This window comes from Methylobacterium sp. P1-11 (assembly GCF_008329595.1).
Taxonomy (GTDB): Bacteria; Pseudomonadota; Alphaproteobacteria; order Rhizobiales; family Beijerinckiaceae; genus Methylobacterium.
Window position 1 is genome coordinate 98,795 of sequence record NZ_NPKS01000006.1, and the last position, 20,309, is coordinate 119,103.

Genomic DNA, 20,309 nt, shown 5'->3' on the forward strand with positions numbered 1-20,309 from the left:
CCGATCCTCCGGCATCTGGGCTACGCGCGAGACGGCACGCCGGTTGCAGGCCGGTGATACCCGCGATAAGCCGCGGACGCCGAGCCAGATCCCTCGCCCAGTTCCGGAAGCCGCATGTCCGTCCCCGCGAAGAGCCCTGTGAAGAAGGTCGTGCTGGCCTATTCCGGCGGCCTCGACACATCGATCATCCTGAAGTGGCTGCAGACCACCTACGGCTGCGAAGTCGTGACCTTCACGGCCGATCTCGGCCAGGGGGAGGAGCTGGAGCCCGCCCGTCGGAAGGCTGAGCTGCTCGGCATCAAGCCCGAGAACATCTACATCGAGGATTTGCGCGAGGAATTCGTCCGCGATTACGTCTTCCCGATGTTCCGGGCGAACGCGGTCTACGAGGGCGTGTACCTGCTCGGCACCTCGATCGCCCGGCCACTGATCGCCAAGAAGCAGATCGAGATCGCCGAACGTGTCGGCGCCGACGCGGTCTGCCACGGCGCCACCGGCAAGGGGAACGATCAGGTCCGGTTCGAACTCGGCTATTACGCCCTGAAGCCGGACGTGACGGTGATCGCGCCCTGGCGGGAATGGGACCTGCGCTCCCGCGAGCAACTCATCGCCTTCGCCGAGCAGCACCAGATTCCGATCGCCAAGGACAAGCGCGGCGAGAGCCCGTTCTCGGTCGACGCCAACCTCCTGCACGCGTCCTCGGAGGGCAAGGTTCTGGAGGATCCGGCCGTCGAGGTGCCGGACTACGTCTACTCGCGCACCCTCTCCCCCGAGGAAGCGCCCGATCAGCCGACGCTCATCACGATCGGCTTCGAGCGCGGCGACGCGGTGTCGATCGACGGAGAGACGCTGTCGCCCGCGAGCCTGCTGGCCAAGCTCAACGAGCTCGGCCGCGCGAACGGCATCGGCCGGCTCGACCTCGTGGAGAACCGCTTCGTCGGCATGAAGAGCCGCGGCATGTACGAGACGCCCGGTGGTACGATCCTGCTGCCGGCCCACCGCGCCATCGAGTCGATCACGCTGGACCGGGGCGCCGCGCACCTCAAGGACCAGCTCATGCCGCAATACGCGGAGTTGATCTACAACGGCTTCTGGTTCTCGCCGGAGCGCGAGATGATCCAGGCCCTGATCGACAGGAGCCAGGAGAAGGTCACCGGCACGGTGCGGCTGAAGCTCTACAAGGGCGGAGTCCACGTGATCGGCCGCGAGAGCCCGCACTCGCTCTACGACCAGGATCTCGTGACCTTCGAGGAGGGCGCCGTCGCCTACGACCACCGCGACGCGGCGGGCTTCATCAAGCTCAACGCCCTGCGGCTGCGCACGCTGGCGCAGCGCAAGAAGCGCGAGGGCTGAGTCCCTCGGGCCCGCCGAGGCCGCGAAGAGTCAGGCGGGCTCCCAGCGCGCGGCCGCCCGACGGAAGTCGCCGGGCCCGAGATCGGCGTAGCGCAGGAAGATCTGCAGGGCCGGCTGCAGCTCGCGATGGAGCCGGACCAGCCGCGTCTCCGCATCCTCGTCGTCGTTCGCGGCTGCCCCAGGCACGGCGGCGAGATGGCGCCGCATGACGGCGCTGTAGGGTCCCTCTTCGCCGTAGGGCCGCTGCGGATCGACGTGCGGAACCCCCTGCGCGGCGTTCCAGCCGACATTGAGCCGCCGGATCAGGGCGAGGTGCTCCGGGGTCACCGCGAAGGTGATGACGTCCGGCGTCTCGCCGGTCGCCGCGTCCCGGAAGACGTCGCCAACCGCGCCCGGATCGAGCTTCGCCAGACCGTTGTGGTACTGGTACCGGCCCGGCTTCAGTTGCGCATTCTGGATGAAGACGGCGAGGCCGTCCTCGAGCGCCCGGTGCTCCTCCTCGGCCCCCTCGTCGTCGCCGGTGACGTTGGCGATGTCGCCGTCGCGGTCCAGGCTGCCGTAGGGCGCCGCCGGGTGGATGGTCGGCGCCCCCGGCTCGACGCCGCCCCAGGCGACGACCATCCGGCGGATCAGGGCGATGCGCTCCAGGCTCAGGTCGTAGACGGCATCGCTCATCGTGTATCGGCCCCGGGTCCCGCGTTTCGAAGGCCCGTCTTACAGAGGCCCGCGGGCCCCTGCTACCGCCGCAGGCAGCCCGTGAGCCCGTCGACCTGCCCCATCAGGCCCTGGATCCGTGCGGCCCTGCGGCGCACGCCGGGCGAGGGCCGGCCGGCGCTGCGGGTGATCGGGTTCGGCAGGACGGCGGCGAGGAGAGCGGCCTCGCCCCGGTTCAGCCGGCTGGCATCCTTGCCGAACCAGTGCCGGCTCGCGGCCTGCGCCCCGTAGATCCCGTCGCCCCACTCGGCGACGTTGAGGTAGATCTCCATCATCCGGCGCTTGCCCCAGAGCGTGTCGAGCGTCAGCGCCAGCGGGATCTCGATGGCCTTGCGGATGTAGGATCGGCCCGGCCACAGGAAGACGTTCTTCACCGTCTGCATGGCGATCGTCGAGGCGCCGCGGTTCGGCGAATCCTCGTCCTCGACGACGTCGCGAATCGCGCCGAAATCGACACCGTGATCCAGGCAGAAGCGCTGATCCTCCGAGGCGATCACGGCCTGGGTCAGGGCCGGCGCGACGGCGGAGAGCGGGACCGGATCCCAGTTCACCGGTTGAAGCGTCACCCATCGCCCGAGCATCAGGGTCGACGGCGGCATCACCGCGCTATAGACGAGCGCCAACGTCAGCGCGAGGACGAACCCGACGGCGGGGAGCAGCAGCAGCGCTCCCACGGCCTGGCGGACGCGGCGGGAACGGCGCGGGCGCGCGAGTGGAAGGTCTCGACCTGCCGTCTCCCGCCTGCGTCGAGCCCCATCCACCGTGAGTCCGTCCCCGCCCAACTGACACCCGATTGGTTTTCGCAAGGCCAGGACCGGACGTAAGCCCGATGACCCCGACCCCCTCAACGCAGGCACCGACCGGTTCGGTCAAGGCAGTCACGCCGGCCGCCGATTTTACCCACAGGTTGACGGAGGTCGCCGGGATGGTCGAGACCTTCCTGGTTGAGCGGCTCGGCCCCACGCTCGGCGCCGGCGAGATCGCCCGGCCGCCGCGCCTGATGGAAGCCATGCGCCATGCGGTGCTCGGCGGCGGCAAGCGTCTCCGGCCGTTCCTGGCCATCGAGACCGCCCGGATGCTCGGCGGTTCGGAGGCCGCGGCCCTGGCCGCCGGGGCCGGCGTCGAGCTGGTCCATTGCTACAGCCTCGTCCACGACGATCTGCCGGCCATGGACGACGACGACATGCGCCGCGGCAAGCCGACCGTGCACAAGGCCTACGATGAGGCCACCGCGATCCTGGTCGGCGACGCCCTGCAGACGCTGGCCTTCGAGATCGTCGCCGATCCGACCTGGCAGCCGGATGCGCGCATCCGCGCCGATCTCGTGCTCGGCCTCGCCCGCGCCTCGGGCCTCGGCGGCATGGTCGGTGGCCAGCTCCTCGACCTGACCGCCGAGGGCCGGTTCGGCGTGGCCAACATGGACGTGGACGACACCCTGCGGATGCAGGCGATGAAGACCGGGGCGATCCTGGCCTTCTCGGTGGAGGCCGGCGCGATCGTCGGCGGCGCCGACGAGGGCCAGCGGGCGGCCCTCCTGCGCTACGGGCTCGCTTTGGGCCAAGCCTTCCAGATCGCCGACGACATCCTCGACCGGGAAGCCTCACCCGAAGCCATGGGCAAGGCCACCGGCAAGGACAAGGAGGCCGGCAAGGCGACGCTCGTCGACCGTCTCGGCATCGACGGTGCCCGCGCCGAATGCGACCGGCTCGTCGGCGTCTGCGAGGACGCGGTGTCGTCCTGGGGGGAGGGTGCCCGCGTCCTCCGGGATGCCGCCCGCTTCACGGTCGCCCGCAAGACCTGACCTTACCGGCGGGGATATCCGCGCACGGCCTCGGCGGCGCCGCGATGCGAGGGCACGGCGGCCCTGTCGGTCCATTATCGCACGCGCAGCGAAGCGGCCCGGGGCAGCGCACCGTCTCCGAGCGTGGCGGTGCCGGATTGCGTCGCTCCGCTCGCGAAGGTGGATCCGCGCTGCTTCGCCTGGATCCGCCTGACGCGGACATGATCCGGTGCGTCGGAGCTTGTGCAGCCCTCAGAGCCGGTTGTTCTTGTTGTGGACGTCGAGGCAGACGGCGGCGAGTAGGACGACGCCCTTGATCACCTGCTGGTAGTCGACGCCGATCCCGAGCATCGACATCCCGTTGTTCATGATGCCGATGATGAAGGCACCGATGACGACGCCCGAGACCTTGCCGATGCCGCCGGCCGCCGAGGCGCCGCCGATGAAGCAGGCCGCGATCACGTCGAGTTCGAACCCGACGCCGGCCTTCGAGTTCGCGGTGTTGAGCCGGGCTACGAAGATCATCCCGGCGAGCCCCGCCAACGCGCCCATATTGGCGAAGGTCAGGAAGGTGAGCCGCTCTGTCTTGATCCCGGACAGGCGAGCGGCCTTGATGTTGCCGCCGAGCGCGTAGATCCGGCGTCCGATCGTCGTCCGCATGGTGATGAAGTGATAGAGCATCACCAGGGCGAACATGACGAGCAGGACGTTGGGCAGGCCGCGATAGGCGCTCATCTGATACGCGAAGGCGAGCATCAGCGTCGCGGTCACGCCGTTGCGGAAGATGAAGGACGCGAGGGACTCGGCCGGGCCCTCCGCCCGGATCCGCGCCTGCCGGCTCCGCCAGTTCAGGCCGATCAGAAGCGCGGTGACGCCGAACGCGATCAGGAGCGCGGTCCAGGGCCCGGCGAAATTGGCCAGGAACCCCTTGGAAAGCAGCTGGAACACGTCCGGGAAGGGGCCGATCGAGGCGCCCTGGAGGAGCGCCTGCGTCAGGCCCCGGAAGACCAGCATCCCGGCCAGGGTCACGATGAAGCTCGGGATGGCGAGATAGGCCACGAAGTAGCCCTGTACCCCGCCGATGATCGCGCCGACCACCAGACACAGGGCGGTCGCGGTCAGCGGGTCGACCTGAAAGCGCACCATCAGCAGGGCCGCGAGCGCCCCCATAAAGCCGACCGCGGAGCCGATCGACAGGTCGATATGTCCGGCCACGATGACCAGCAGCATCCCGAGCGCCATCACGACGACGTAGCCGTTCTGGAGAATCAGGTTGGTCAGGTTCAGCGGCTGGAACAGGACGCCGCCGGTCGCGACCTCGAAGAACAGCGTGATGATCGCGAGCGCGAAGATCAGCCCGTAGGCGCGCAGCTGCGCCATCAGCAGGCGTTCGCGCCGCCGGCCCTGTGGCTCGCCCGCGGCCGCGCCGCCCGAGAAGAGGTCGCCGCCGGGCTTCATGGACTTGCTCGCCGTGATGTCGGTCATCCGTTCAGGCCCTTGGAGCGCATGATTGCGCGCATGATCGCTTCCTGGCTGGCCTCGACCCGCGGGAACTCGGCCACGAAGCGTCCCTCGTTCATCACGTAGATGCGGTCGCAGAGGCCGAGCAGCTCCGACATCTCGGACGAGATCATCAGGACGCCGCGCCCGTCCTCGGCCAGTTCGTTGATGATGCTGTAGATTTCGTATTTGGCGCCGACATCGATGCCGCGGGTCGGCTCGTCGAGGATCAGCACCTTGGGCTGGGTGAACAGCCACTTGCTCAGCACGACCTTCTGCTGATTTCCGCCGGACAGGTTCACGGTCCGCTGCGTCACCCCGAAGGAGCGGATGCGCATCTTCGTGCGGAAGCCGGTGGCGACCCGGTGCTCGACCGCCTCGTCGATCACCGCGGCGGTGGAGATCCCAGGGAGATTCGCGAGCGTCGTGTTCCGGGCGATATCCTCGCCCAGCACCAGCCCGAGCTGCTTGCGATCCTCGGTGACGTAGGCGATGCCCGCCGCGATCGCCCGCTCGATCGTCGAGACGTCGACCTCCGCACCGTCGATCCGGACGGTGCCGCGGATGCCCTGGCCGTAGGACCGGCCGAAGAGGCTCATGGCGAGTTCCGTCCGGCCCGAGCCCATCAGGCCGGCGACCCCGACGATCTCGCCCCTGCGCAGGGTCAGGCCGACATTGCGCACCACCACCCGGTCGGCATGGACGGGGTGGTGGACCGTCCAGTCGCGCACCTCCATCAGCACGTCGCCGATCCGCGGCGCGCGCACCGGATAGCGGTTCTCCAGCGTGCGGCCGACCATCGCCCGGATGATGCGGTCCTCGTCGATCGCGCCATTGCGGCAATCGAGCGTCTCGACGGTGGTGCCGTCGCGCAGGACGGTGATCCGGTCGGCCACTCTGGCGATCTCGTTGAGCTTATGGGAGATCAGGATCGAGGCGATGCCCCGAGCCTTGAAGCGCAGCAGAAGCTGCAGCAGGGCCTCGCTGTCCGTCTCGCTCAAGGATGCCGTCGGTTCGTCGAGGATCAGCAGCTTGACCTTCTTGGCGATGGCCTTGGCGATCTCCACGAGCTGCTGTTTGCCGACGCCGAGATGGGTGACGAGGGTGTCGGGGCTCTCGTCGAGCCCCACCATCGCCATCAATTCGCGGGCGCGGGCATAGACCCGGCCCTGGTCGATGATCCCGAACCGGGCCTGCTCGTTGCCGAGGAAGATGTTCTCGGCGATCGACAGGTAGGGCACCAGGGCGAGTTCCTGGTGGATGATCACGATCCCACGGCGTTCGCTGTCGGAGATATCCCGGAAATGGCCGGGCCGGCCCTCATAGGTGATGTCGCCCGCGTAGGCTCCGTGGGGATAGACGCCGCTCAGGACCTTCATCAGCGTCGATTTCCCGGCGCCGTTCTCGCCGACCAGGGCGAGGATCTCGGCGGGCTCGACGGTGAGGTTGACGTCGTCAAGGGCCTTCACGCCGGGGAAGGTCTTGGAGATCCCCCGCATTTCGAGGACGGGCTGCATGCGGCGCCTACCAGCTCGGACTGCACGTTCGGACCCCGCGCCAGCCATGGTGGCGCGGGGATGGGACCGGACGGAGCGGTCGCGCTCCGCCGCAGCGTCGATCACTTGAGCTGTTCGAGGGTGTAGTAGCCCGTATCGACCAGAGCCGACTTCCAGTTGGCCTTGGTGACGATCACCGGCGTCAGCAGGTAGGAGGGAACAATCTTCTTGCCGTTGTCGTAGGTCTTCGAATCGTTGACCTCGGGCTGTCGGCCGGCCTCCAGGGCGTCGATCATCGCCACGGTGACCTTCGCCAGATCCCGCGTGTCCTTGAAGATGGTCGCGGTCTGCTCGCCCGCGATGATCGACTTGACCGATTGCAGCTCGGCATCCTGGCCGCTGACCACCGGCAGCGACACGGCGCCGGAGCCGTAGCCGACGCTCTTCACCGAGGAGAGGATGGCCGTGGAGATGCCGTCATAGGGCGAGAGCACCGCGTCGAGATGGGCGTTGCCGTAATAGGCCGAGAGCAGGTTATCCATCCGGGCCTGGGCGGTCGCCGGATCCCAGCGCAGGGTCGACACCTTGTCCATGCCGAACTGGCCCGACCGCACCACGAGCTTCTTCGCATCGAGGTAGGGTTTCAGCACCGACACGGCGCCGTCGTAGAAAAAGTATGCGTTATTGTCGTCCGGCGAACCGCCGAACAGCTCGATGGTGAACGGTCCTTTTCCCTCCTTCAGCCCGAGGGCGTCGACAATGGAGGTGGCCTGCTGGACACCAACCTTATAGTTGTCGAAGGTGGCGTAGTAATCGACATTGGGCGTGCCCCTGATGAGCCGGTCATAGGCAATGACCTTGACGCCGCGCTCGCTCGCCTTCGCCAGCACATCGCTGAGGGTCGTACCGTCGATGGAGGCGATCACCAGGGCCTTTACGCCCTTGGTGAGCATGTTCTCGATCTGAGCGAGCTGCGTGGGGATGTCGTCATCCGCATATTGAAGATCCGGCTTGTAGCCCTTCTCCTTGAGCAGCCGGACGATGTTGTTACCGTCGTCGATCCAGCGCTGCGACGACTTCGTGGGCATGGCGACCCCGATCGAATCACCACGCGCCGCCTGCGCCGGTCCAACGGCGTGCCCACCCAGAAGCGACGCAGCCAGCAAGAGCCGGGAAAACATCCTTTTCGCGACCATGATTCCCCCCTTTATTTGCAACTGTTCGGTCTTATTCGCGCCGCTATGTTAAACAAATCGACTTTTTAATTTAATAATCTGTTTTTAAAATTTAGGAAACAATAATCAGCGGTGATCGATTATTAATCATGGAAAATTGGCAACACATTAGATCATTTTATCTTCCATCATTGCCATGCAGAACTCTGACCGGTTCAATAACACCGTCTGCACTTGATCGATCCAGCCACAAGGATCTTTGTGTCAGCCTGTCTTGCCCTCTCCGCGCAGGAGCCCGGGCGCGACCGGAACGATCCCGCCGAACGATTTGTATGAGTTATGGTCTGGACCGTCAATCAGCGAGGCGATGTTGTGCGCCCAAAAGCGCGACTGTGGTCGCATGGCTGAGCGGCAGATAAACCCGCGCGACGGCAATGGCCGGCGCATCGCGAGTCCGGAGCAGGGAATGCTCCGTCTTATGTCCTTCGCGTGGGATTCGCAGGCGGCGTCCGTCCTGTGCAGGGTGCCCGAGCGCCGGCCGGCGTCCGACCTGGGCGCTCCGTCGGAGCCCTCTCGATCTCGGAAAACGCATCCGAACGAGGCTCACGGTGGCGGCTCCGGCAGCGCCCTCAACCGGCGATCATGGGCCCGACACCCGTCCCGAACAGGCTCTGAAAGCCTGGTTCGGGGGCGCCTCCACGCTGGATCTCGGCGCCGGGGCCGGCTCAGCCGCGGCCGACGAACGGCATCTTGGTGGCCATGATGGTCATGAACTGCACGTTGGCCTCGAGCGGCAGGCTCGCCATGGTGAGAACCGCCTGGCCGACATGGTCCGGGTCCATCACCGCCTCGGCCCGGAGGGAACCGTCCGCCTGGGGCACGCCGGCCTTCATCTTGCCGCCCATCGGCGTGTCGGCGTTGCCGATGTCGATCTGGCCGCAGGCGATGTCGTAGGCGCGCCCGTCGAGGGAGGTCGCCTTGGTCAGCCCGGTCACGGCGTGCTTGGTCGCCGTGTAGGCGATGGAATTCGGCCGGGGCGCGTGGGCCGAGATCGAGCCGTTGTTGATGATCCGGCCGCCGCGGGGATCCTGGTCGCGCATGATCCGGAAGGCGTGCTGCGTGCACAGGAACAGGGCGGTGAGGTTGGTGTCGACCACCTGCCGCCAGGTCTCGAGGGGCAGATCCTCCAGCGGAACCGCCGGGGCTCCGATCCCCGCATTGTTGAACAGCAGGTCGAGCCGCCCGAACTCCGCCCGCGTGCGGGCGAACAGGGCGGCGATCGAATCCGGATCGGTCACGTCGGTGGAGACCGCCAGGGCCCCGTGGCCGATCTGCGCGGCGACCTCGTCGAGGAGGGCCTGACGCCGCCCGGAGAGCACGACGCGCCATCCGGCGCCGGCGAGCGCCAGGGCAGCGGCCTTGCCGACACCCGTCCCGGCCCCGGTCACGATCGCGATCCGCTGTGCCTTCGACATGCATTCCTCCCGGTTTCGGTGTTGCTCCGCCTGTAGCGGATGGCCGACGCCGCGCGAAGGGATCGGCGTTTCAGATGCGGGAAGCGGTCACGGGGCGTACCGGCGCGCGCAGTGCGCTATGGTGGTGCGAAACACATCGGATACGGGAGGGGAACGGGACGATGGCGCTGGGTTCGTCGGCAGGCCTGTACAGGACGATGGACGCGGTGGTTCCAGCGTGAGCGGGCCCGAGATCCCGTTCCTGGCCGGCCTCGAAGAGTCGGCGGTCGCGGCCATACGAGCCCGCATGGTGCCGCTGGCGGTGCCGGGCGGCCGGACCCTCTTCGAGCAGGGCGAGACCGGAGACGCGCTCTACACGCTGGTCTCGGGCGCGGTCGGCATCTCGGCCCGCGACCATGCGGGGCGGCCGACCCGAATCGCGCGCCTCCGACCGCCGGAGACCTTCGGCGAGATGGCGCTGCTCTCGGACGCGCCGCGGGCGGCCACCGTGATGGCCCTGCGCGATTCGCACCTCCTGCGGCTCACTCGCGACGCCTTCGAGGCGGTGATCGCCGAACATCCGCACACGCTCCTCTACTTCGCCCGGATGCTGGCCGACCGTCTGCGGGCGACCCACGACGGCTACTCGGTCCACCACGCGCCGCGGATCTTCACGATCCTGTCCGTGACGGAGGGGCTCGATCCGGCGCGGGTGGCGCGGCAGCTCGCCGCCGCGTTCGACGCCCTGCTGCCCGGCACGACCGGCTGCCTCACCGACTGGCCGGAGGGCGCCGACGAGGCGTGGTTCCAGGCCTTCGAGGGCGACCACACGCGCACGATCTTCGCGGCGCACGAGATCGACTGCCCCTGGTGCCGCCAGAGCCAGCGGCGCGGTGACCATGTCCTGCTCCTGGCCGAGCCCGGCGCAGCGCCGCGACCGGGCGTGGCCGCCTATCTCGAGCGGGTGCGCTCCGACTGGATCCGCATGGACCTCGTCGTCCTCCAGGATCCCGCAGCCTGCCGCCCGAAGCCTCTGCATCCGGAGGTGGCCGCCTTGCCCACGGCCATGCGGATCCAGCTTCGGGACGGCAACCAGGGGGATCTGCACCGCCTCGCCCGGCTCGCCAGCGGCGCCGCGCGGGGCCTCGTCCTCGGCGGGGGCGGGGCGCGGGGGCTCGCCCATCTCGGGGTGCTCAAGGCCCTCGACGAGGCGTCCTGCGCGCCGGATTTCGTCGGCGGGACCAGCATGGGGGCGATCATCGCGGCGAGCCTCGCCATGGGCTGGGGCGTGGCGGAGATCCAGGCGCAGATCGAGGCGTTCTTCGCCACCAGCAACCCGATCAACGACTACACCCTGCCGCTGCACGCGCTGACCCGCGGCGCCAAGGTCGATGCCGGCCTCGCCGCGCGCTACGGCGGCGTGCGCATCGAGGATCTCTGGCTGCCGTTCTTCTGCGTCTCGTCGAACCTGACCACCGGCAACACCATGGTGCACCGCTCGGGCGACTTGCCGAAGGCCCTGCGGGCCAGCATCGCGATTCCCGGCCTGCTGCCGCCGGTGCTCTGCGACGAGGGTGTCCTGGTGGATGGCGGGATGATGAACAACCTCCCGGCCGACGTCGCCGCCGGGCTCGAGCGCGGCCCGGTTCTGGCCGTCGATGTCGGGACCGACCGGGCGTTCCAGGACATGCCGCGGCGCGGTTGGAGCGGCAGGATCATGCGCAAGCTGATCGGCTCGCCGCTGGCGATGCCGGGCCTGGCACCACTGCTGCTGCGCGCCGCCACCGTATCGAGCGACGCCCAGAGCCTGATGGCGGCGGCCCACGCGACCGCCGTGCTCAAGCCCCAGCTGTCCGGAATTGATCTGCGGGGTTGGTCACGCTTCCGGGAATCGGCGGAGCTCGGCTACCGGGAAACCCGCGCCGGGATCGCGTCCGGCACGCTGGCGCGCTGGCTCGACCCGCTGCGGTGAGATGTCCGCGTGCGGCAGCGCACGGTCGCCGCTGCGGGACCTGTAACCCTGAGCCGGCGGCTCCGATCCCTTCCACACGACGTCCCCAAGACGTCTGTCAGACGACCTTTGGAGATCAGAGCCATGACCCACCTCGCCACGCCTCCCGTCGTCCCCGGTCGTGAGCAGGTCCGGGACGCCGCGGCCGACCGCTCCGCACCGCAAGCGCTGCTGCACGGCGCCGCCTTCGTGCTGCTGTGCCTCTGGACGCGCACGGCGCCGGACCGCCTGCGAGACCAGCTCTCTCCGGAAGCCGGCGCTTGCGCCACGCTCGGCTTCTGAGCGGATCGGACCCGCGCGCGCACGCGTTCTCAGCCGGTGGGAGATCGACATGACGAAGTGGCAGACGCGATGCACGGCGCGGGCGTGAGATTCCGCCGGGTCGCGCGGCCGGAGGTCAGCCTGCACGTGGCCGAGGCGGGTTTGGAGACGGGACCACCGACCATCCTGCTGCACGGCTTCCCGGAATTCTGGTACGGCTGGCGCCATCAGATCGGGCCGCTCGCCGAAGACGGCCTGCGGGTCATCGTCCCGGACCAGCGCGGCTACGGGCTGAGTGACAAGCCGGCCGGGATCGCCGCCTATCACCTCGACCGGCTGGCAGACGACGTCCTGGCGCTGGCCGACGCCTGTGGCGCCGCCACGGTGCGGCTGGTCGGCCATGATTGGGGCGGCCTCGTCGCGTGGTGGGTCGCGAGCCGCAACCCCGACCGGGTCGACCGGCTGGCGATCCTCAACGCGCCGCATCCCGCCGTGGTGGGCGCCTACATGCGGCACCATCCCGGCCAATGGCTGCGCAGCACCTATGTCGGCCTGTTCCAGCTCCCCCGCCTGCCCGAACGACTGCTCACGGCGGATCGCTGCCGAGCCCTGCGCCGCGCGCTGACGACGTCCAGCCGCCCCGGCGCCTTCACGAGCGCGGACCTCGACCGCTACGTCGAGGCGTGGCTGCAGCCCGGCGCGATGACCGGCATGCTCAACTGGTACCGGGCGTTGGTTCGGCTGCCGCGGGCGAGCCCGCCCCGGGTCCGGGTGCCGGTGCTGATCCTCTGGGGTCGGCGGGATACCGCGCTGCAACCCGGCTTGGCGGAGGCGAGCCTCGCAATCTGCGACGCGGGCCGGATCCGCTGGTACGAGCAGGCCAGCCACTGGCTCGCGCACGAGGAACCCGCATCCGTCAACGCGGAACTCCGCGCGTTCCTGCGCTGAGCTGCCGGGCCCCCTGGAGATCACGCGCAGCGCTGGGCTCATTCCACGCGGGCACGTTGCAGGTATAGGGTCAATGCTCGGACGAGCCCCGACAGTGCCAACGTCGGCGCGGCCGAGTACGCGCGGTGAGCGCCTGTAATCCGCTCTTCATCCGGGAACCGCACGATATTTTTCGTTCTCTGATGCGGAACATGACGAGCATCAGATTCTTAGCTGGTGACTTGCATGAGTTGATCGGAGTTACTCCACGATGAGTTTTCGTTCTCTTTTGACCGCGGGCGTGGTCTTCGGCGGCCTTCTGGCGGGAACTGTGGCCTCTGAGGCCGCGCCCGCGAGGGCGCAGCCCGGCTTTGGCGGATCCGACATGGTCGAGACCGTGGCGATGCATCACCACCACCGCATGCAGCACCATCGGATGCACCGCCATCACTCGACCCGCCACGAGCGCCGGATGCGGCGCATGAACACGATGCGCCATGGAAACCCGAACGCCCGGAATCCGTCGCGCCCGGGCTACCAGCAGCAGCTCGGCAACACGACCGGCGGCCCGCGCTACTGAGGTCCGGACCGCGCCTGGATCCTGTGTTGTGCGTGTGTCGGATCCAGGCGCCATCCACCGACGATGCGCCTTCGAATCGTCTTCTCCCCAGGCGCGTCGACTCGCGCGGCCTGATTCGCCGGCGGCGCTCTGCTAAGAGGCGGCATGGCCCGAACCGCCGTCCGCCCCGCCCCCGACCCGACGCCCACGCCCGGCCTGGACCCGGCCGGCGCGACGCCGATGATGGCGCAGTATATCGAGATCAAGGCCGCCAATCCGGACTGCCTCCTGTTCTACCGGATGGGCGATTTCTACGAGCTGTTCTTCGAGGATGCGGAAATCGCCTCCCGGGCGCTCGGCATCGTCCTGACCAAGCGCGGCAAGCACGCGGGCAGCGAGATCCCGATGTGCGGCGTGCCGGTCGAGCGCTCCGACGATTACCTCAACCGCCTGATCGCCCTCGGTCACCGGGTCGCGGTGTGCGAACAGACCGAGGATCCGGCCGAGGCCAAGAAGCGCGGTCCGAAATCCGTGGTCCGCCGCGAGGTCGTGCGCCTGGTCACGCCCGGTACGATCACGGAGGATAGACTTCTCGACCCGGCCCGCGCCAACCTGCTCCTGGCGATCGGCCGCCGGAAGACCGGGGAGGGGGCAGTCGCCTATGGGCTGGCAGCCGTCGACATCTCCACCGGGCGCTTCTCCCTGAGCGAGGTCGCGGGCGGTGACCTGTCGGGTGCCATCGCCCGGCACGACCCGCGGGAGATCGTCCTCTCCGAGGCGATCCACGCCGATCCGGCCCTCGCGCGGATCTGGCAGGAAAGCCGTGCCGCGATCGTGCCCCTAGCCCAGGCGGAGCTGGAGCCGGCCGCCGCCGAACGGCGCCTGCGCGAGCAATACGGGGTGACGACCCTGGAGGGGTTCGGCCAGTTCACCCGGGCCGAGATCGCGGCGGCCGGGGCGGCGCTGCTCTACATCGCCCGGACGCAGCTCGCGGCCCGGCCGCCCCTGGCGGTTCCGACCCGCGAAGACGGCGGCGCGACCCTGGCGATCGACGCGGCGACGCGCGCCAATCTCGAACTCACCCGCACCCTGTCGGGAGAGCGGACCGGGAGCCTGCTCGCCACGATCGACCGCACCGTGACGGCGAACGGCGCGCGGCTGCTGGCCGAGCACCTCGCGGGCCCGCTCACGAACCTCGGCGCCATCGCCCGGCGACATGCGGCCGTGGCGCATCTGGTGGAGGACGCCCGCCTGCGCGGCGGCCTGCGCGACGCCCTCGTCCGGGCGCCGGACCTCGCCCGCGCCCTGTCGCGGACCGGCCTCGGCCGCGCGGGCCCCCGGGACCTCGCCGCCATCCGTGACGGCCTCGCCGTGGCCAGGGATCTCGGCGCCCGCCTCACCGCCATTCCGGACCTGCCCGAGGATCTCGCCCGGCTGGCGGAGCATCTGGCTGAGGCCGATCCGGATCTCATCGCCACCCTGGCGGCGGCGCTCGCCGACGATCTGCCCCTCAGCCGTCGTGACGGCGGCTTCGTGCGCGCCGGCTATCATCCGGCAATCGACGAGGCACGAACACTGGGGCAGGATTCCCGCAAGGTGATCGCCGCCCTGCAGGCGCGCTATGCCGAGCAAACCGGCTGCCGGACCCTGCGGATCAAGCACAACAACCTGCTGGGCTACTTCATCGAGGTTCCGCAATCCGTAGGCGAGGCCTGCCTGAAGGGTCTCCAGAGCGAGTTCGTCCACCGCCAGACCATGGTGGACGCCATGCGCTTCACCAGCGTCGAGCTGGGCGAACTCGAATCGAAGATCTCGGGCGCCTCAGACCGGGCGCTTGCCCTGGAGGCCGCCGTCTTCGACGACCTCGCGGCCCGCGTCCTCGCCAAGGCCGAGGCGATCGCCGTGGTGGCCGAGGCACTGGCCGGTCTCGACGTGGCGGCGAGCCATGCGGACCTCGCCGTCGAACTCGACTGGCGGCGGCCCGTGGTGGATGATTCCTTGAGCTTCGTCGTGGTCGGCGGCCGCCATCCGGTGGTCGAAGCCGCCCTGCGGCGCGCGGGCGAACCGTTCATCGCCAATGATTGCGACCTCTCCGGCGATACACGCGGCCGGATCCGGCTGATCACCGGACCCAACATGGGCGGCAAGTCGACCTTCCTGCGCCAGAACGCGCTGATCGCGGTGCTCGCGCAGATGGGCGGCTTCGTGCCGGCCGCGGAAGCGCGGATCGGCCGGGTCGACCGCCTGTTCTCCCGGGTCGGCGCCGCCGACGACCTTGCCCGGGGGCAATCGACCTTCATGGTCGAGATGGTCGAGACCGCCGCGATCCTCAATCAGGCGACGCGGCGTTCGCTGGTGATCCTGGACGAGATCGGACGCGGCACCGCGACCTTCGACGGCCTGTCGATCGCCTGGGCCTGCCTGGAGCACCTCCACGAGGTCAATGCCTGCCGGGCGCTGTTCGCCACGCATTTCCACGAGCTGACCGCGCTCGGCGACCGGCTAGCGCGGCTGGAGAACGCGACCCTGAAGGTGGCCGAGCATCGGGACGGAGTCGTGTTCCTGCACGAAGTCGTGCCGGGGGTCGCCGATCGCAGCTACGGCCTGCAGGTGGCGCGGCTCGCCGGTTTGCCCGGCAGCGTCGTGACCCGGGCCGGCGCGATCCTCAAGAGTCTCGAGACGGCCGAGCGTGGGCGCCCGGCCCGCGCCCGGATCGACGATCTGCCGCTCTTCGCCGCCCTCGCGCCACCTCCGCCGCCGGAGCCGACGCCGGAAGATCCGCTGGGCGCGATGCTCGACGCCATCGATCCGGACTCGCTGACGCCCCGGGAGGCGCTGGATGCGCTCTATCGGCTCAAGCGGGAGCGCGCGGCGCGGGGCTGAGACCCCGAGGCCGCGCGGTGGCGGCTTGGCCCGAAGCGCTTCAGACGGGCGCCGGCCAGAATCCGTCCGGACAGGCCGGCCCGTCGCGGCCGGCCCGGCGATCAGCCACGTAGTCGAGGGTGCTGGCCACGACGCGCTCGGAATAGGGTTTCGCGATCACTCCGATCGCGCCGGCGAAATCGGCCGGGATGCGCTTGGCGTTGGCGGTCATGAACACCACGGTGGTGCGCCGGTCGGCCGAGAGCGCACGGGCGACCTCGATGCCGGTCGGGCCGTCGACGAGGTGAATGTCCACGAGGGCGACGTCGGGCGCCGTGGATCGGCCCATGGCGATCGCCTCGGCGGCGTTGCCGGCGACGCCGACCGTGACATGCCCGAGATCATCCAGCAGACATTCGAGTTCGAGGGCGATCAGGGCCTCGTCTTCCACCACGAGGATGCGGAGGACGGCGTCCGCGGCGGCATTCCCGGTCCCCATGCGTTCTTCGTCCTCCCGCCCCGAGGCCAGTGAGCTTGCGGCCTCAACGTCGATTTCTCAAGCCGGCTGCCGAATCGGGATCTGGATCTCGACGGTCGTGCCCGGACTGGCGTCCGTCCAGGCGATCGTCCCGCGCATCTGTCGAACCACCATCTCCACGAGATTGCGCCCGAAGCCAGCCGGATTGGGGGACGCCGCGGCGACCCCGACGCCGTCGTCGCGGATCGTCATGTGCATGCCGGCATCGGTTCGGCGGACGGTGATCGAGACGCGGCCCTCCCGCTCGCCCGGGAAGGCGTGCCGCAGCGCATTGGCCGTGAGTTCGTGGATCAGCAGCGCCAGGGGTGCCGCCATCGCGGCGGTCACCGCGATCGGCTCGACATCGGCCTCCACCCGGCGCCGCTCCGGGTCGAGGCCGGCATTCATGTCCGCCAGGAACTCGTCCGCGAAATCGCCGAGGTTGAAATGCGTACAATCCCCCTCGGAATAGAGCATCCTGTGGGCCGTCGACAGCGCGCCGATCCGCTCCGCCATGCTCTGGAGCGCGTCCCGCGCCTCGCCCTCAGGCGTGCGCCGGGCCTTCAGCAGCATCAGCGAGGAGATCACCTGAAGATTGTTCTTCACCCGGTGATCGACTTCGTGGAGCAGGGCGGTCTTCTGCTCCAGGGCCGTGGTCAGGTCGTGGGTCCGGGCTCGGACGAGGCGCTCCAGCTCGTCGTTGGTACCGCGCATCGACACTTCCATCTGGTGGACATGGGTCATGTCCGCCTGAGCGGCGTAGAAATAGGCGAGGCCCTCGGCATCGCGCACCGGGGTGATCGTCATCGCGTTCCAGAAGGACGTCCCGTCCTTGCGGTAGTTGAGCAGTTCCACCGAGATCGGCTCGGCGGCCTCGACCGCCGAGCGGATGCGCTGCACCGTCGACCGGTCCGTGGCCGGCCCCTGCAGCATCCGGCAGTTGCGCCCGACGATCTCGTCGGCGGCATAGCCGGTCGCGTTCAGGAACGCGACGTTCGCCCAGGCGATCGGGTTGTCGGGGGCGCGGGCATCAGTGATGACCATCGGCGACGGGCTGGACGCGAAGGCGTCGACGAGCGTCGCGAGGGGCGGACCGGACACGGATCGGACACTCAACGCATCATTCCACAATGAGGCGGTGCATCCGTCCGTCCGGCGGCGCCACCATCGCGCTCCGATCGCGGAATGTGGAGACCGCGTTAAGCAAGCTTCTACCAAGATTGAGGCGCAAGACAGCACGATCCAGCGAAAACCGGTGCGGCGTAAGGCTGCCACGATTTCGCGAGATCAAGGCCACGAAGGCTCAGGAGTTCCATGCCATGGCGAACCAGCCACAGGCGATGCGTCGCTTCCGGCTCCGCGACATCGTCGAGGACCGGCGGATCGCGCTCATGCTGGCGCTCGGATTCTCCTCGGGCCTGCCGCTGCTCCTGGTGCTGGGGACCTTCACACTCCGCCTCGCCTTCTCGGATATCGACGTGCGGGCGATCGGCCTGTTCAGCTACGTGGCGCTGCCCTACTCGCTGAAGTTCCTCTGGGCCCCTGCGATCGACCGCCTGAACGTGCCGGTACTGAGCGCCCGGCTCGGGCGCCGGCGGGCCTGGATGGTGACCACGCAGGCCGCGGTCGCGCTGTGCCTGATCCTGATGGCCTTCTCGGACCCGAAGACCAACCTCGCGCTCCTGGGCCTCGGGGCCTTCCTGGTGGCCTTCTGCGCGGCCAGCCAGGACGTGGTGATCGACGGCTGGCGCATCGACGCCGCCGGCAGCGACTTCCAGGGCATCCTGGCGGCGACCTCGAATCTCGGCTACCGCCTCGGCCTGATCACGGCCGGCGCGGGCGCGCTGTTCATCGCCGCGTCCGGCGGCTGGACGATGGCCTACCTGATCATGGCCGGGCTCATGCTGGTCGGGATGATCGCGGCCCTGCTGGCCCCGGCCTTCGACAGGCCGCGCGCGGTCCAGGCGGAGACGCCCGGCCGGTCCCGCTTCTGGTCGATGCGCCGCGCCGTGCTGGAGCCGCTCACCGAACTGTACGGCCGGTTCGGCGGCGCCCTCTGGGGCATCCTCCTGCTCGTAGCCCTGTTCCGGCTGCCCGACTTCCTGTCCGGCGTGATGGCGAGCCCGCTCTACCGGACGCTGGGCTTCGACCTCAAGGAGATCGCCACCGTCACCAAGCTCTACGGCATCTGGGTCGGCATCGCGGGCGGCTTCGCGGGCGGCTGGGCGCTCGCCCGCCTCGGCCTGTTCCCGACGCTGCTGCTGGGCGCCTTCCTGGCCGCCTCCTCGCACCTCGCCTTCGCGTGGCTGGCGGCCGGCGCGCCCGAGCTGTGGCGCCTGACGGTCGCCATCTCCGTCGAGAATTTCTGCGGCTCCTTTGCCGGCATCGTGCTGATCGCCTACATGTCGAGCCTCACCAGCCCGGCCTACGCGGCGACGCAATACGCACTGTTCTCCTCGCTCTACGCGCTGCCGGGCAAGCTGATCGCGGGCTCGTCGGGCTTCGTGGTCGCGGCGATCGGCTATCCGGCCTTCTTCGTCATGACCTCGCTCGTGGGCATCCCGGTCCTGATCCTCTGCGTCGCCGTCGGGCGGCGCAGCTTGCAGGCTGAGACGGCGGCTGCGGCGCCGGCGCGAGACGGGCACGAGGCGGGGAACCGCATCCCGGGGCCCGAGCTTCCTACCACGGCGCGCGCCCCGGGAGCGGCGTGAGCGGGACAGATCCAAGGATCATCGGATGAGCACGAGCGACCTCACCCTCGCCGGCGAGACGCTGCCGGCGGCGACTCCAGAGACGGTGCTGAGCGACGCGGACCTGGCCGCCCTGCGCCGCGCCGTGCAGGTGCTGGAGCGTCCGAGCCTGGCGGCGCGGCTCTCCGCGGCGGCCGGCGCCCCCCTCGACATCATCGGCCGGTCGCTGCCGGCGCCGGTCACCGAGGCCGTCAGCCGCAGCACCGAGGCGGCCATGCGGGGCGCGCTCCACGTCGCGCTGGCGACGCTGCCGCGCAAGGAACTCGTCGCCGCCGAGCGTGACGGCCTCGGCGCGGTCGCCGCGAAGGCCGAGGGCCGGATCGCGCGGCTGCTCGGCTCGGGCGACGCCAAGCACAAGGCGATGGCGGCGCTCTCGGGCGCGGTCGGCGGCGCGTTCGGGCTCGCGACGCTGGCGGTGGAGCTCCCGGTCTCGACCACGCTGATGCTGCGCTCAATCGCCGAGATCGCCCGGGAGGAGGGTGAGAATCTGGAGACCCCCGAGGGGGCGCTCGCCTGCGTGCAGGTCTTCGCCCTCGGCGGCCGGACCGTGGCCGAGACCGAGGCCGGCGCGGCGCTGACCGAGAGCGGCTATTTCGCCGTCCGTGCCGCCCTGGCCAAGACCCTGTCGGAGGCCGCCCGCTACGCTGGCAGCAAGACGCTCCTCGACCAATCGGCCCCGGCGCTGATCCGATTCACCGCGCAGATCGCCGCGCGCTTCGGTCTGGTGGTTTCCCAGAAGGTCGCCGCGCAGGCGGTGCCGATCCTCGGCGCCTTCGGTGGAGCCGCGGTCAACACCGCCTTCATGAACCACTTCCAGTCGACCGCACGCGCGCATTTCACCGTCCGGCGCCTGGAGCGCTCCTACGGGGCCGCCGCCGTGCGGGCCGCCTACGAGGTCGAGAAGGCGGCGCTCGGGATCGCTTGATCCGCCCCCGGTTAAGCCGCAAGGA

17 protein-coding genes are annotated in these 20,309 nt (G+C 69.4%); 9 read left to right on the plus strand and 8 right to left on the minus strand.

The genetic code is table 11. The features are described 5' to 3' along the window. The first annotated feature begins 114 nt into the window (after window positions 1-114). Window positions 115-1,353 carry an argininosuccinate synthase gene (locus CIW48_RS08260; RefSeq protein WP_149310385.1) on the plus strand — a complete coding sequence of 413 codons (1,239 nt, stop codon included), beginning with the start codon at window positions 115-117 and terminating at the stop codon, window positions 1,351-1,353. Between the two features lie 30 nt (window positions 1,354-1,383). Here the strand turns inward: CIW48_RS08260 and CIW48_RS08265 are convergent, their stop codons facing one another. Both CIW48_RS08265 and mtgA read right to left on the minus strand, forming a co-directional pair. Further along, on the minus strand, window positions 1,384-2,028 hold the full coding sequence (locus tag CIW48_RS08265; protein WP_149310386.1) for a hypothetical protein: 645 nt from the start codon (window positions 2,026-2,028) through the stop codon (window positions 1,384-1,386). Between the two features lie 62 nt (window positions 2,029-2,090). Beyond that, a complete protein-coding gene (mtgA, locus tag CIW48_RS08270) occupies window positions 2,091-2,741 on the minus strand; it encodes a monofunctional biosynthetic peptidoglycan transglycosylase (RefSeq protein ID WP_246695167.1) in 651 nt (216 codons plus the stop codon). A gap of 251 nt (window positions 2,742-2,992) precedes the next feature. On the opposite strand from mtgA, the gene CIW48_RS08275 reads away from it, so the two are divergent. Then, entirely contained in the window at window positions 2,993-3,868 is an 876-nt protein-coding gene (locus CIW48_RS08275) for a polyprenyl synthetase family protein (RefSeq protein WP_246695172.1), read from the plus strand. Window positions 3,869-4,099: 231 nt separating this feature from the next. Here CIW48_RS08275 and mmsB read toward each other — a convergent pair whose 3' ends face one another. The 4 genes from mmsB to CIW48_RS08295 all read right to left on the minus strand — a co-directional run bounded on the left by mmsB (window position 4,100) and on the right by CIW48_RS08295 (window position 9,493). Next, window positions 4,100-5,332, minus strand: a complete 1,233-nt coding sequence (gene mmsB, locus CIW48_RS08280) for a multiple monosaccharide ABC transporter permease (RefSeq protein WP_149310389.1) — start codon at window positions 5,330-5,332, stop codon at window positions 4,100-4,102. After that, window positions 5,329-6,864, minus strand: coding sequence for a multiple monosaccharide ABC transporter ATP-binding protein (mmsA, locus tag CIW48_RS08285; protein ID WP_149310390.1), 1,536 nt, complete (start codon window positions 6,862-6,864; stop codon window positions 5,329-5,331). The genes mmsB and mmsA overlap by 4 nt, the downstream gene beginning before the upstream one ends. 101 nt (window positions 6,865-6,965) lie before the next feature. Then, window positions 6,966-8,024, minus strand: a complete 1,059-nt coding sequence (gene chvE, locus CIW48_RS08290; protein ID WP_173009224.1) for a multiple monosaccharide ABC transporter substrate-binding protein — start codon at window positions 8,022-8,024, stop codon at window positions 6,966-6,968. Between the two features lie 719 nt (window positions 8,025-8,743). After that, a complete protein-coding gene (locus CIW48_RS08295) occupies window positions 8,744-9,493 on the minus strand; it encodes an SDR family oxidoreductase (RefSeq protein WP_091779501.1) in 750 nt (249 codons plus the stop codon). 217 nt (window positions 9,494-9,710) lie between these two features. On the opposite strand from CIW48_RS08295, the gene CIW48_RS08300 reads away from it, so the two are divergent. The 5 genes from CIW48_RS08300 (at window position 9,711) to mutS (ending at window position 16,113) form a co-directional block, all read left to right on the plus strand. Then, the gene (locus CIW48_RS08300) at window positions 9,711-11,444 is read left to right on the plus strand and encodes a patatin-like phospholipase family protein (RefSeq protein ID WP_149310392.1); all 1,734 of its coding nucleotides are present in this window, start codon (window positions 9,711-9,713) and stop codon (window positions 11,442-11,444) included. A gap of 123 nt (window positions 11,445-11,567) precedes the next feature. Then, on the plus strand, window positions 11,568-11,765 hold the full coding sequence (locus CIW48_RS08305) for a hypothetical protein (RefSeq protein WP_149310393.1): 198 nt from the start codon (window positions 11,568-11,570) through the stop codon (window positions 11,763-11,765). Between the two features lie 69 nt (window positions 11,766-11,834). Next, complete coding sequence (locus tag CIW48_RS08310; RefSeq protein WP_149310484.1) at window positions 11,835-12,692, plus strand: alpha/beta fold hydrolase; 858 nt, start codon at window positions 11,835-11,837, stop codon at window positions 12,690-12,692. A gap of 250 nt (window positions 12,693-12,942) precedes the next feature. Next, the gene (locus tag CIW48_RS08315; protein WP_149310394.1) at window positions 12,943-13,251 is read left to right on the plus strand and encodes a hypothetical protein; all 309 of its coding nucleotides are present in this window, start codon (window positions 12,943-12,945) and stop codon (window positions 13,249-13,251) included. 144 nt (window positions 13,252-13,395) lie between these two features. Then, window positions 13,396-16,113 carry a DNA mismatch repair protein MutS gene (gene mutS / locus CIW48_RS08320; RefSeq protein ID WP_149310395.1) on the plus strand — a complete coding sequence of 906 codons (2,718 nt, stop codon included), beginning with the start codon at window positions 13,396-13,398 and terminating at the stop codon, window positions 16,111-16,113. A gap of 40 nt (window positions 16,114-16,153) precedes the next feature. Here the strand turns inward: mutS and CIW48_RS08325 are convergent, their stop codons facing one another. Together CIW48_RS08325 and CIW48_RS08330 are read right to left on the minus strand one after the other, a co-directional pair. After that, the gene (locus tag CIW48_RS08325; protein ID WP_149310396.1) at window positions 16,154-16,591 is read right to left on the minus strand and encodes a response regulator; all 438 of its coding nucleotides are present in this window, start codon (window positions 16,589-16,591) and stop codon (window positions 16,154-16,156) included. A gap of 57 nt (window positions 16,592-16,648) precedes the next feature. Further along, window positions 16,649-17,710: a histidine kinase dimerization/phosphoacceptor domain -containing protein gene (locus CIW48_RS08330; protein WP_281407333.1), complete on the minus strand. Its 1,062-nt coding sequence runs from the start codon at window positions 17,708-17,710 to the stop codon at window positions 16,649-16,651. A gap of 218 nt (window positions 17,711-17,928) precedes the next feature. Between CIW48_RS08330 and CIW48_RS08335 the strand changes: the two genes are divergently transcribed. Beyond that, window positions 17,929-19,320 (plus strand): AmpG family muropeptide MFS transporter, encoded by a 1,392-nt coding sequence (locus CIW48_RS08335; RefSeq protein ID WP_149310398.1) that lies wholly within the window; start codon window positions 17,929-17,931, stop codon window positions 19,318-19,320. A gap of 25 nt (window positions 19,321-19,345) precedes the next feature. Beyond that, window positions 19,346-20,284: an EcsC family protein gene (locus CIW48_RS08340; protein WP_149310399.1), complete on the plus strand. Its 939-nt coding sequence runs from the start codon at window positions 19,346-19,348 to the stop codon at window positions 20,282-20,284. Window positions 20,285-20,309: the final 25 nt, after the last annotated feature.